10 protein-coding genes are annotated in these 13,577 nt (G+C 42.1%); 2 read left to right on the top strand and 8 right to left on the bottom strand.

Features of this window, described 5'->3' with window-relative positions; genetic code table 11:
• Positions 1-18 precede the first annotated feature (18 nt).
• On the top strand, positions 19-306 hold the full coding sequence (locus AC5JL8_RS00455; RefSeq protein ID WP_495877811.1) for a hypothetical protein: 288 nt from the start codon (positions 19-21) through the stop codon (positions 304-306).
• A 336-nt stretch (positions 307-642) separates the two neighbouring features.
• Here AC5JL8_RS00455 and AC5JL8_RS00450 read toward each other — a convergent pair whose 3' ends face one another.
• The 4 genes from AC5JL8_RS00450 to AC5JL8_RS00435 form a co-directional block, all read right to left on the bottom strand.
• The gene (locus AC5JL8_RS00450; RefSeq protein ID WP_495877810.1) at positions 643-3,279 is read right to left on the bottom strand and encodes a CHAT domain-containing protein; all 2,637 of its coding nucleotides are present in this window, start codon (positions 3,277-3,279) and stop codon (positions 643-645) included.
• Entirely contained in the window at positions 3,269-7,120 is a 3,852-nt protein-coding gene (locus AC5JL8_RS00445; RefSeq protein WP_495877809.1) for a two-partner secretion domain-containing protein, read from the bottom strand. Before AC5JL8_RS00445 ends, AC5JL8_RS00450 begins: the two co-directional genes overlap by 11 nt.
• A gap of 173 nt (positions 7,121-7,293) precedes the next feature.
• Positions 7,294-7,437 carry a hypothetical protein gene (locus tag AC5JL8_RS00440; RefSeq protein WP_495877808.1) on the bottom strand — a complete coding sequence of 48 codons (144 nt, stop codon included), beginning with the start codon at positions 7,435-7,437 and terminating at the stop codon, positions 7,294-7,296.
• Between the two features lie 93 nt (positions 7,438-7,530).
• Positions 7,531-8,598, bottom strand: a complete 1,068-nt coding sequence (locus AC5JL8_RS00435) for a DUF3616 domain-containing protein (RefSeq protein WP_495877807.1) — start codon at positions 8,596-8,598, stop codon at positions 7,531-7,533.
• Positions 8,599-8,899: 301 nt separating this feature from the next.
• Between AC5JL8_RS00435 and AC5JL8_RS00430 the strand changes: the two genes are divergently transcribed.
• Entirely contained in the window at positions 8,900-9,916 is a 1,017-nt protein-coding gene (locus AC5JL8_RS00430) for a CHAD domain-containing protein (RefSeq protein WP_495877806.1), read from the top strand.
• On the opposite strand, the gene AC5JL8_RS00425 is transcribed toward AC5JL8_RS00430, so the two are convergent.
• The 4 genes from AC5JL8_RS00425 to AC5JL8_RS00410 form a co-directional block, all read right to left on the bottom strand.
• Entirely contained in the window at positions 9,894-10,547 is a 654-nt protein-coding gene (locus AC5JL8_RS00425; RefSeq protein ID WP_495877805.1) for a hypothetical protein, read from the bottom strand. The two genes, AC5JL8_RS00430 and AC5JL8_RS00425, sit on opposite strands and share 23 nt — an antisense overlap.
• A gap of 273 nt (positions 10,548-10,820) precedes the next feature.
• Positions 10,821-11,309 (bottom strand): hypothetical protein, encoded by a 489-nt coding sequence (locus AC5JL8_RS00420; protein ID WP_495877804.1) that lies wholly within the window; start codon positions 11,307-11,309, stop codon positions 10,821-10,823.
• A gap of 270 nt (positions 11,310-11,579) precedes the next feature.
• A complete protein-coding gene (locus AC5JL8_RS00415) occupies positions 11,580-12,236 on the bottom strand; it encodes a hypothetical protein (RefSeq protein WP_495877803.1) in 657 nt (218 codons plus the stop codon).
• 201 nt (positions 12,237-12,437) lie between these two features.
• Positions 12,438-13,517 (bottom strand): peptidoglycan-binding domain-containing protein, encoded by a 1,080-nt coding sequence (locus AC5JL8_RS00410; RefSeq protein ID WP_495877802.1) that lies wholly within the window; start codon positions 13,515-13,517, stop codon positions 12,438-12,440.
• Positions 13,518-13,577 lie beyond the last annotated feature (60 nt).

Genomic DNA, 13,577 nt, shown 5'->3' with positions numbered 1-13,577 from the left:
GCTGATTGCACAGAAATTATGTTGCCACAAATTTTGTCACAGCCTACGCTCAATAAGAAAGCGATCGCCACTCTTGCAAAAACTACACAAAGCGATCGTCCATTACAAAACCTCAATCACCTTGAATCACAAAAGCTACTCAATGATAAAGCGATCGCTACTTTTATAAAAACTACACATCAGAGCGATCGCTATTTTGTAAAAACTACACATCAAAGCGATCGTCCATTACAAAACCTCAATAACCTCGAATCACAAAAGCTTCTCAATGAAAAAGCGATCGCTATTGTCGAGCTAAATTTCTAGATTGCTGTGTTCCTCTACCTTCTGACGCAGAGTCAATTCCTTGCCCATTATCTTTAAATACCTAATTTATGTGTTCCGGGTGAACCTTTGAAATTAGATTCACAAGTGGTGTCTGTGCCAAAAACAGCCAATCTCTGTTCAGAACCTAGAAGAACTTAATTTAATGCGATCGCTTACCTCTATTCCCATAATTTGTAAACTGTAGTAGCCGAAATCAATAAGTTTTGTTTACTACTAGTTAAGCGCGGTATTGCCACACCACCAAAAGAGAAACTATGAAACTTTCCATAACACAACCAATAGTTAGAATACAAACCTCATCCTCAAAATTCATCGCTATTGCCAATTCCCCACAAGGACGTAAGGTGCCCAAAACCTGGGAATTTGATAATTAGGATTGTTTAAAAGAGTAAGTTGTGCTTGACGGAGTGCTTCGGCTTTATTCAACTTGTTCTTAGCTAACTCTTCGTAGAAGTGACTCATCAGTAAAGCGGTGGACTCATCATCTATGTTCCACAGAGAAGCAAGTGTACTGCGTGCGCCAGCCCGCACAGCTACTCCAGCCAGTCCTAAAGCAGCGCGTTTATCTCCGACGGCTGTTTGACAGGCACTCAAAACCAGTAATTCAATAGCATTACGGCTGCTAGTGTTTCTGGTTCGCAGAAAGCTATCCAATTCGTTGACAATAATTGGTTTATCCCAAGCTAAAATAAAGGTTTTTTCGGCTTGAGAACTGAACTGTCCGTGAGTAGCAAGATGCACTACAGGAAAAGGAAGTGAGTTGATTTCTTTTTGTAGAGATGTGCTAGTAAATTGCTGATTGAGAAGTATTTTACTACTGGAAACCTCAGACTTAATTTGATTTAATTCCAACCCTACATTGGCGAGGGGGGAAAAGCCGTGGCGTGCTTCTGTAAGACCAGCGCTTAAGGCTTGTATTTGTAGCTGCTGCACTGATTTTGAGGGTAGTAATTGTAGTCCTGGTGTTAATGCGATCGCATACTTTTGAATTAAGTATTGTTGACCGTCATAGAGTACAGCCATTGGAATGTTACGCAAAGAGCCATCTAGAACAAACACCAAAGTTTTGACTTTGCTTTTAGCTAAGTCTGCTTCTAGTGGTTGTAGTAGCCAACTATATAACTGTCGAGATAAAGACTTAACATCCCGCGACATATAAGGTCTAATGAGTTTCTGTTGCAGTTTCTGTATAGTTGTCTCCACTTCAGTCTGAGTTATGGCAACTTTGTAATGACGTAGGGGTTGTTGCGGCAACTTGAGGATGACTTCTAATCGGTCTGGCAAAATAATCGGATAAATAACTGTCGCTGTCGGATCGTCTTTGTCGATCACAGAATCGATTTGGATTGGTTTTCCTTCTAAGCAAGCTACCCGAAAAAAGTTGTCTAGTTCAGCCAGTTGCAGAGATTCGATCAGATTACGAGCTTGGATGAGGTTTTCTTGACTGGGTTGCGAGTTTTCCTCTGATTGTAAAAGTAAATCTACGAATTGCCGATAAACTGGCTCTACTTCCTCGCGAAAAGAAAATTGAATTTCGGGATTAATCGCAACTAAATCCTGACGCAGAGATTGAAGAGTTGTTACTGCCTGAGTATAAGCTGCGATCGCTCCTTGATTATTTCCTTGATACTTGAGCAACCGTCCTAACTGCCATTGCCAACGATAGCTAATGTCTGGTGCATTAATACTTTGAGCTAAAATTAAAGCTTGCTGGGTCAGTTCTTTAGCGGTTGACCATTGCTGGGTTTGTTCGTAAAGTCCCCCAAGATTTCCTAAAGCATAAGCTTCGGCTCGTTGGTCTTTGATAATTTTGGCTTGTTGAATTGCAGTGGCTAAGAGTTTGCCTATTTCTATCGATGAAGAAACGCGATCGTTACTAGCTTGCTTGAAACGAATTAAACTTTGGGCAAATTTAATCCGAGCGTAGATTACCTGACGACTTGGGGCTAAAGTAGCAAGCTCAGATTGTATAGTAGGTAATAACGTCTGGGCAGATACCCATTGCTCTTGCTCTAACAAAACTTGCAATTGATTTAATTGCGCTTGCAGCCGCGTCATTGGCGAGGCTGAGGAAGTAGAAGCTTGACGATAAAACTCTAAAGCTGCTTCAACTTGCTGCTGAGTTCGGGCGGTGTTACCTAAACTCAATTGAATTTCCGCTACAAGTTCTGGAGATTTTAGCCGTTGAGCCACAGCCAAACTTTGCTCTAAAATCTGCCGAGAACCCAGACTATGATTTGCGTTGTTCTGATCTAAATCTCCAACTAATCGCAGGATATTACCGAGACTGAGCAATCCAGTAGCTTTGAGTAGAGAGTCCGGCTGCTGTTGCAGGTTTTGATTTACTTGGGTGAGTGTGATTAAGGTTCGCCGATAAAGCCCCAGAGCTTGTAGTGCCTGAGCTTGGTTGATTTGGCTACCAATAATCCCCGCAGTATCGCTGATTTGGGTATAGGCATTATGAGCTTGTTCCCAACTAGTGAGAGCTTTTTCTGATTGCCCAAGCGCCAGTTGCAACTGACCTTGAGTGTTGAACGCTTGGGCTAAAGCTGATGTGTGCTCTTTATTTCTGATATTTGAACTTGCTTGTAATAACGTTAAACTATCTGCGATCGCTTTAGTTGCCTCAGGCCATTGTCCCAATTGTTGATCTGCTAATGATAAATAGTTCAATGCCAATGCTTGGTTGAGCTTGTCACCTTGGGATTGTAATGCTTGAGAAGCTTGTTGTAGAACCTTTACTGCTTCAGCAAATTTTTCTGCTTGGTATAGTTCCCAACCCTGTTGCAATAGTTGCAGAGAATTTACATTTTGAGTCTTAAGGGTTTGAGCCGCATCAATTGTCTGCGCTCTTAACATGAGTTGCCAAGAGCCGCTGAATACTATACCAGCCAGTAACACAATCAGCCGTAACAAGTAGTAATTAATACCAAAATAAAGTTTAGGGAACACGGCAGGTAGTTGAATTAGAAGTAAATGTTTGAGGAGTAGTAATTGCTTGGGCAGTGAGGACGACTTCGCCCTTTTTGTTGAACTTCCAACTATCAGCTGGCACAATTTCAACGCCAGCAGATGCTTCAGATGGTTGCGTGGCAGTCTTTAAGTTCTGCCGATTAGCCATAACAGACGGACGGCGAGCATCTTCCCACACTGCATCACTACTGAGTAGTTCGCTGGGATTAGGTGGTAAACCGCCACGTCCGGTGATTGTAAATTGGCTAGCTATTTTTCCATTGTGGGCGGCACAGCCTTGTGCAATTAATCCAGAAGCATCAACAACCTCTGCTGGTAATTCCGCTAATCCCCGGCTGGGGTCAACATCAGGTGTATTTATATTTACCTGACCGCTTAACGTAGGACTTGCCTGAGAAATTGCAGAGATGTCACTTGTTGGTAGTTTTTGGGTGTCAAGTTGGATGGGGTCGTTGGTTGATAGTAGTCTCACTAAGTCTTCTCGACTACGCACCACCATACCAAAGATGTTAGTTGCGTTGATTGCGACTGTACCACCACTGCCGCTAAAAGCATTGGCGGTGATGTCGCTATTTTCTCTTGGGACAGCAACAATGAATGGAGAATCAATAATGATATTACCGCCATTTCCACCAGCTTGTGCCTTGCCTGCGGTGGTAGAAATATTACTGTTACGGCGTAGGATCAACATGTTTTGATCCTGTATCTTAATATTGCCGCCTGTATTGCTAGCTGTTTCGGCAGAGATAAATGCCCCCCGATCAAGGGTAAGAGAACTTAACTGGAACTGAATATCACCCCCAATCCCAGTTCCCTGGCTATCCACAGCGACACCTGCGCCATCTTGAATGACGGCAGTGCTTGAGCCAATGAAAATACTGCCACTATTGCCTGTAGAAACAGGGGTTGTGTTGGCAAATAGCCCACTATTAGCCCCTGCTAGAGTAACGCGGTCTATGGCATTAACGCTAATATTACCTGCACGTCCATCGGCAGAAGTTCGGGCAGTTAGTTGGCCCCCATTAATTAAGGAGAGCGATCGCGCGTTAATACTAATATCGCCTCCGTTGCCCTCCGCTCCTAGTTCCACTGTGCTGAGAGCAGTACCGTTATCAAAAGAAACTGCATCACTGGCTTGAATTCTCACACTGCCTGCATCTCCTTTTCCACGAGTCAAAGCTTGAAGTCGAGCGTTATTGGTAGCTGAGAGCGATCCTGTATAGAGAGCAATAGTACCGCCCTCACCGCTAGACATCTTCTCCGTATTAGCAAACAGTCCACTATTTTCGCCAGAAAGATTGACACTGTTAACAAAATGGTTAGGTTTGCCGAGGGTGATATTACCAGCCCGACCGCTACCAGAGGTAGTAGTGAGCAGTTGACCGCCACTTGCTGCTTCAAAGGTATTGGAATTTAAAATGATATTGCCAGCAGCCCCATCAGCAGTAGTTCGAGCATCTAAAATCGCCGTGTCCGCCACACGGAAGGTATTAGTGGTAACGTTAATATCACCGCCTCTGCCTTGACTTTCAGTTTTTGTGACTAACCCACTGGTAGAAGCGAAGTTTCCATAGAAAGCATAGAAAGAACCAGCTCCTGAAACATCGACAGAATCAGCAGCATTAATTTCGATATTTCCTGCATTCCCCTGACCAGAAGTGTTGGTATATAGTCCAGCACCCCTAGTGAGAAAAACCGAGCCAGCCTCAACATTAATGTTGCCTCCATTACCCACGGCTTCAGAAGAGACTCTGCTTAAAATCACGCTCTTATCTAAAGAGACAGTTCCACCTGGAGTTGCGATTGTGATTGAGCCTGCTTTTCCTACTCCTTCTGTTTCAGTTTTAAAGCCTGAGCTATCGGTGAGAATGAGGGAGCTGGCTTTGATTGTGATGTTACCTCCATTACCTACGGAACCAAGATTGACATTGCTGTAGAGTCTGCTATCTCTCAGAGAAACCGAACCGTTAACATCTAAGAATATGCTTCCAGCATTCCCTGATAAGCTTGCTTGACCACGAGTGCCAGTACTCAATATGGCATTATCTAATTTGAGTGTTCCAGCTTTAATCGTGATATCTCCGCCATTACCCACGGCTTCATAGTAAACATTGCCGAAGAAAATTGGGCCTCCAAGGTTGGGTACGCCAAGAGAAACATCGCCACTCGCATCCACTAATATGCTTCCAGCATTACCTTTTCCCCATGTGCTGCTACTCAGAGTACCAGCTCCTGAAGAAAACGACCTAGCTTTTATAAAAATATTGCCACTATTACCCACACCTCCAGTGAACACATCGTTTTCAATAAAGGTAAATGTTGAGGTGGTCACCATTCCAGTTCCATTGAACGTAATATCTCCTGCCTGACTGCCAGCAAACCCTTGACCTTTTGCAATCCCAGCGCGAAGAAAAGTGGAGTGTATTGAGTTTCCTAAAATATCTATATTTCGTCCATAAACGGTGATACTACCATTATTAGAAGCAGAAACATCAAGGCGAGTATCGTTGGTGGCAGAACTTGCGATCGCCACATCAGCTCGCGCTACTCCATCTGGAAAAGACAAGCTCATCAAATTGGAATTGCCAGGAATAACATTAAGCCCTACTGTTCCTGGTGCAGCTAGTCCTCCTATCTCAATCCGACTTCCTGGAACTCTTAAAGTTGCCCCTTCTAGTAATACTTTACCCCCCACTAGCGCCAAGGTTTTACCAGGCTGAACCTTAAATCCGCCGGATGTAACGAATTCAGCCCCAACTAGGCTGATTGTATAAGCTCCATTATCAAACCCGGAATTATCCCACCCACTCATTGGTAAACCCGCTCCCGCACCAGTCGCATTACCTGACAAGCTATCAAAAATATATCCAGACTGACTGTATGGGTTATTATTCCAGCTGGAAATGCCTAGATAATGTATGCCAGATGGGGCTGAAGGAGGGTGTAATTGCAAAGTTGATTGTCTAGTTAATTGAGAAGAAAATATATCATTACTGTCATCGTTGCTGACAACGCCTAAAGCATTGGCATTGAACAAGAACAACTGTGTATCTACAGCACTGCTGCCAACTGTCGTTGCTGAGAATGAGCCATCACCAGGTAGATAAATTTGGTATAAATCTACATCATTAACATGAGAAAGCGTTCCAGAAATCGTGCTGAGCTTTGCCCCAGAAGGCTGGTTATTGACTGCCTGTGCCATACTGGGAAGCTCACCTGCATCCTCATTTTCAATGAAGGCATTGGAGGAAGCATTACCAGCCCTCATAATAATATTTCCTTCAGTGCCATTAAACTGTAAACCAGTTGGTACACTGATTGTCAGCAGGGGTCTTGCTGAGGAGTTAGTCGTACTAAACTCTGTACCATCGGCAAACTTCAGACTATTCGCTGTACTAGCTAAAAAAGAACCTCCGATGTTTAATTGAGCATTGGGGCCAAAAATAATGCCATTAGGATTCAACAGAAATAAATTAGCTGTACCATTAGCACGAATTAAACCATCTATATTAGAAATTGAACCGCCTGTTACGCGGCTGATAATATTTTGAATATCTGGAGCATTATTGAAGTAAGCTGTACTTCCAGTTGGAACAGAAAAATCCTTAAAGCTGTGAAACAAGTTGCTTCCTTGGATAGTTCCTGCTTCAATAGTTGTGAGATTATCCTGCGTTCTCACACGAGAATTATCAGGTAGAGTGCCATCGGTCGTAATTTGTGCGTTGGCACTATTTGTAGAAAATGCGATCGCACATAAGCTTGCAATTGCTAAACCTAATTTTTCGTCCCAGCTGCGCTCTCTAGCACTGAGATAGAACATTGCACCCTCCATCCCAAGCAAATTAGTTGCTTTCCATATGCTGAGTAAAATTAATGTATCACTAGTAGTAAATAAATAGTTTTTGTTTTTAATTCACGTAATATAAATTTTTGTAGTGCCTTGCATCCTCCAGCAAATAGTAAATCAAAATCCATAAAATATATAATCTCGTACTAATTTAAATTCTTGTAAGTAGTGCCGATAGCAATGCCCAACTTGCCATAAATATCACGCACCTCTGCAAAAGTCTCAGGCTTAAGCCGATCAGCTTCATCAACAATGATCATTTCTACGCCACAGCCCTTTAATACCTCCATTGTTCTGCCGCTGTACAGTGACTAATTGTTTGTCAGATGATGGCAATCGACAGAATTTGTCACTATGACATTTAATTAGTCACTGTACAAAAACTATTCCAACCTGAACACGTCTGCTATGACTCCGCTATCATCTACCAACCTATTCTTTGCCGGAGAGTCATAAACTACTAACAACGAAGGTGTACCAGTTACATCATTAAATAATGTAATTCCCTCAGCATGATCATCCCTATTTCCATAGGGAATATCTTGTACAAGCTCTGGTTTATGGAGAGCGTCTTCTGGCGCACTAACGCCATTTTTCCAGCGATAAACTTGTACCGGCCCGTCTAAATCCATTGTTGGCCCGGCTAAAAGTAAGACATCTTCCCCATCTATACGCAAGTCTCTGATTCCCAGTCCATTCAACCACAGAAAATGCTTTTTATATTCTTGCTTCTGTTCGCCAATTTGTTGCAGTTTCATCAATCCTGGGGTTGAATCTTCTAACTCTATTTCCACAATTACAGCCCAACCCCGCAATACTGGCCCTCGCAAACCCAGAAAAATTCGGTTTTGATAAATGCCCATTCCCTCGATATCAAAGCCATTATCTTTTCCTGGAATTTCGGCTTTGATATAGCAGCCCAAATGTGGATCATCTGCTAAAGCTGCCATGAGTAAATTACCACGGTCAGTCAACTCTAGTTTAGCCGCACTCAACTGTACATCTGGATTTTGAGGATGTGAACAAGATGAGAATAACTTACCATCTACAAGGGGAATCCGTCCTAGGATATAACGGTTAGCTTCTGATGTAATTGTTGCTAGTCGTTGAATATTTTTTACATCAGTATGCTTAGATTTAGGTTTTTTGCGCTTGTAACTATGAGAACCAACTAACCATAGATAATAATCCGCATAAGCCAGCCCTTCAATATCAATTTCTTCACTTTCTGGCGCAGGTAAACTAATGAATTCAGCCACCCGGAATTGTTGATGCTCTGCAAATTTGTTACCCTCAACCAACGAAAGCCTTTCAAGAGTTGAGGTTTCATCTGATCCGAGCCACAAGTATTTCTGTGATGTTAGTAACAGTGCAGAAATATCTTCTCTGTGTTTTTGAAAGGTTTCTGCAAAAATTAGAAAAACTTGATTTAGTAAAGAAGAGTTTTGCATTTTACAATACTTCTAAGTGTTTTACGATTTTTTATTATTTTTCAACGTTTTAAATAATACTTAATTTTTAACTTATCTTAGCTAATTATAATCCACTTGGGGCATATAAAAGTTGGTTAAAATTAGCGATCGCAGCACAAAAACCATTGAATCTGAGCATATTTATAGATAAAAATTTATAATATTAGAAATAATATTTAACTACCATAAGTAGTATTTCAAAAAATCAATAGATAGATACGATTATTTAACTAAATGCTATCATGCAATAAATTGATTAAGCATATTGTTGATATAAATTATGAAATTAACGACAAACTCCTCCATCCAAACTCTTGGAGATTACGCTTACGAGGCAATTCAAAAACACTTTAATAAAACCTTGAAGTGGGAAAAACCAGTCAAGAAAGATGAAGATCCAGAAGCATTACACCAAATGCGAGTAGGGATGCGTCGCCTACGTACATCTGTGAGTAGGTTTGAGCCAGCACTGAAGTTGCCGAAACCAGTTAGTGATAAAAATATCGGTAAAATTGCTCGTCGTCTTGGTAATCTCCGAGATTTAGATGTACTTAAAGAAACTTTAGAAAATGATTACAAACCAAATTTACCTAATAAAGAACAGAAATATTTGCAAACCGCTTTCGATGCTTTAGCTAAACAACGTGAACAGGCCCTATCTACGGTGGAGACAACATTAAAAGATGAATCTTATAAGTCCCTCAAACAAGCAATGGAAGAGTGGTTAGAAGAACCAAGCTATGAAGAATTAGCCTCAATTACGATTCAGCAAGTTCTACCAGATTTATTGTTACCAGAAGTAAGTAAGTTCTTGCTACATCCGGGTTGGCTAGTTGGAACCCAAATTGTAGGTTCGGAGTTAAAGGTTCAAACAGACTGGGAAGCAAAAAAGGTAGAACAACAATTAACTACTAAAGGTGAAACTCTTCATAGTTTACGCAAACAAGCTAAACGTGTACGCTACCAGATGGAATTGTTTTCTGAGCTATACAGTGAGAATTACGCGGCTTATATTGCAGATGTAAAAAGTATCCAAGACATTTTGGGTGAAATGCAAGATAGTGTAGTTTTAACTGAATGGCTTGAGGATATTTTTAAGTCAGATATGCACACTCATCTGGGTGAGTTAACTAAGTTGTTAGCAAAAAATCGTTATAAATTGTGGCAGCAGTGGCAACCATTGCAGGAGCGGTATTTAAAAGTTGAAACTAGGCATGGCTTTCATTTAACAATACTGCATCCCGCGGAATCTCAAGTGTATAGTAAAGGTGAGGCTAGCGGGCAGACAATTGGATAGGAGCCTCAAGGGACAAAACATAAACACTGCTTTGCGGAATCTGCACAACACGGGTATTTTCTGCAGAACGTAAGCCAGAAATCAACCCAATAGCGCTTCCTAGCATAGCTCCTCGGTCAAACTGATCGGGATCACCTTGGCTCAAAAAACCCAAGGTACTCCCAGTAATTCGGCCCCAAACAGAACCGTTTTCTATGGCTTTGTCATTAGCTCGTTTATGAGTAATGGTAGTGCCAGGAATCATTTGACTTAATGCTTGAATTGAGACAATTCGACCATTAAGTACCAATGACTGTGCCACGATTTTAGCGCCCCCATCATTGGGTTTTAAGACAATGCTAACCGGAGTATTTTCCGACGCGATAACATTACCTCGACTATCTTTAATAGCACTAGCTAAAGGAACCGTTAAGGGATAATCTTTCTTTTGTCCAACATCTACCGTAACGGAAGCGGGAAATGAAACGATAATTGCTGTATCTTGAGGAATGGTAATTGATTCAACGACTGCTTGAGGCTGCACAGTAGGTTGAAGTGTTGCAGTAGGAACTGGTTGAGCTATAACTGGCAGTGTAACGGAACTCAACAAAGATATAGAACAAGCAAGACTCAACAACATTTGCGTTTTCATGAGAGTTTATCCTTTTGATGTGAGTGGGGTTTTCAAGTTTTATCGCTTCACTCAATCAATAGGTTTAGGGTTATTGTTTTATGCAGTCTGATTTCAGAAAAACACTAAATTTTTTGCCCCCCATAAATAGTAGAAAAATAAGAAAACCACAGATACACACTTGTGCATCTGTGGTGAGACTTTAGGGAGAGAAAGAGTTATCAACGATGTAACAGCTAATACCATCCCGAACCTTCGCGGGTGAACCAAGAATCGTTAAAGTCAGGATGTATATTATCTAAGTAGGTCTAAGTAGGGATTATAGGCTGGAAAATCGGAGAATTTTGAGCCGTCTTGCACACGAATGTTGACATTCTGGCAACTCCCTTCTATTTCAATTGTGATATTTTCATTGCGATCGCCCGTCTGTTGCCAAGCTTGTTCTGGAAGAACAGGCTCCCCCAAAGCTCCGCTTTGAGACAAACGCACGCAGTGCGGTTGGGTAACAGGGCGCGCTACGCGATCGCTAGGAGTTTGCCGCAAGAGACTATCTCTGATGATACGTCGATCCCTGTCTACTTCTTGTCTATCTTGGGGAATACAACGCACTCTCATCAATGAGTTGTCAGTGGGATTATCTAGAAGGTAAGGAAGGATTTGAGAGCCACGAATTGTCCGCGAAGGATTTGTCTGCAATGGACTTTGTGCGTTTGCTAAAGATGCTACAGACAACAACACAATTGTACTCAGGGTGATAATACTCGCTCCATCTGGGCTTTTCATACGTTTCCTGAGAATAAATCAAGCAATTGCCGGGGTATTGACCCCAGCGTTAAATAAATTAGGACTTACGCACTGAAGTCTGAAACCCTGATCCCCCCTAACCCCCCTTAAAAAAGGGGGAACGTCTAAAGCCACGCCACTGAGGGAGTCGCTTAACCCGCAAGGGCGCAGGGCTGCCCCTTTCTAAGGGGGTTGGGGGATCTGAGCGCGTAAGTTCTGTAAATTTAAAACTCAAAATGTCTCTTAATTATTTTGAATTTTGAATTGGTACTATTTATCGTCTAACAGTTGATTGACCTGCTGCCCCCGACGACCAGTTTTGATTTCGTAGCGACGGGTGAGGTTGTCTTCGTAATTCATATCTCTAGCAGCAGCAGAGTTAACGAAAGCATCACAATTCTTACCCTGAACTACTGTGGATGAATTACTGCTGTTTTCCTCATTGCGGTTATTGCGGTTATCTTTGGAGTCGCTATTATTTTGGCTACCTTGGCTTGCACCGCTACCACTGACACCAATACCAAAGATACTCACACCACCTCCACCGCCATCATTGTGGCTGCGGGAAGAACTAGAACGAGTGCTAGTAGAAGTTGCTAAGGCAAGTTTGCTAGAACTGCTGCGAGTGTTGCTCCCTAGGCCAACATCACTACACAAAGCACGTGGGTCATTTGCTAGAGTTTTTGGGTCAACCCAAGATTGATGGTCGCCTAATCCCTGGATTTCGGTATTACCAACAGAATTACTGGGTGCGCTAGGAACAGGAGTGCGAGGAGTGCCATTACCTACAACTGCTCCGGGGATGACATTACCAGGTTTAAAAATTTCAGTCGGCTTGATATCAAAAGGCCCTGCAAAAGCTGGTAGCGTTGAGGTCAAAAGTGCAGTAGCTGCGAGCAAAGAGCTAGTTAAGTGACGAAATTTCATGGTCATTCTCCTAAAGAATAAGTGTTTTTGTATATCGGGCTTTAACCCTTCACTTACTCAATAGGTTGACCTCTATTTATTTATGCACCCTCTGAGTTAAGAGTGCTGAGTGCTGAGTGGTGAGTAGTGAGTGCTGAGGGGTAGTGCTGAGTAAAAATACTAGTCCCCAGTCGCTAGTACCAAGTCCCTAGTACCCAATCCTCAATAACCATCTACAGACCAATGAGGAGGATCATTACTCAACTTATATACTCCATACGTGCTACCTACTGTCCACAAAGCCCTATTGAGTGCAGCATTGGCTGGGTTACCTATAGTCAGCATTCTGCCATTAGCATCTTTAATAGTAATATTTCCATTCCAAGTAACATTCCAATCGATCGCCAGTCTTTGAATATGGCGAGAATTTAAGGAAACAGGATTGCCGCCAACACCATAAGCTTCTACCATATCTTTGGCAGCTTGTAGCGAGCCAGCATTAGTATAATGCTCCCACTCAATATCAACGCTGGCCATGCTTGGTACATATTTTGGGGCAATATCTCGTCTATCAATTCTGGCGGCGTAGTGCATCAGATAAGCACGTTCTTTCGGACGATGGGTAGCAGTCACAATGACTTGGCATCCGGCATCAATTAGCGCTTTTTGAAAGGATTCTACACATTGACGAAATGGTGAAGCTAAGTCAGCAATCGACCTACTTGTAGGAAAACTATCAACCCAATGGGGGCCACTAAGGCGAAATCTCTGGATTTTTGCATAACCATTTAGAATATCCAATGCTGACGTTAAATCTTCTCCTAGTTTCTGCTTAGTCGCATTACTCAACGCCTCTTGCAATTCGCTACGCAGACGTACATCCCTTTTTTTATAAGCTTCGGCTAAACCTTTACTACTTGTATAACCAAAGTCTCCATCTACTTTTAAAGGAGGACTTAGTTGTGCGCTTTTATTTAGTGATGCTTGCAAATCCTTAACCTCTGCTTCCCCAAAACCAAGGTAACTTAGCAATGTATTAGCAGAGAGATTAGGAAGTCTAAAAATTAAACCTTGATTCAAAGCTTTGGCATAAGTCGCATTACCAACTATACCATCAGCAGTTAAGCCATTTCTTTGTTGATAGCTGCGGGTTGCTTGATCAGTCTGTTTACCAAAGTCCCCATCAACAACATCAATGGGAAATTCGACACCTTTCAAAAAGCTTTGCCAAGCACGAACAATCGGCCCCTCGGAACCAATTTTGATTACTGGTAATTTGAGAATATTGACATTAAAAGCCATATTTTTCTCCTAATCGTAAATTCATAGACTTCTTGCAGAAGTTTGAGAAATCTCAAACAG

It is taken from the genome of Mojavia sp. (assembly GCF_059505145.1).
Note: the sequence above shows the minus strand (reverse complement) of the source record. Positions and strands in the feature narration are given on the sequence as shown.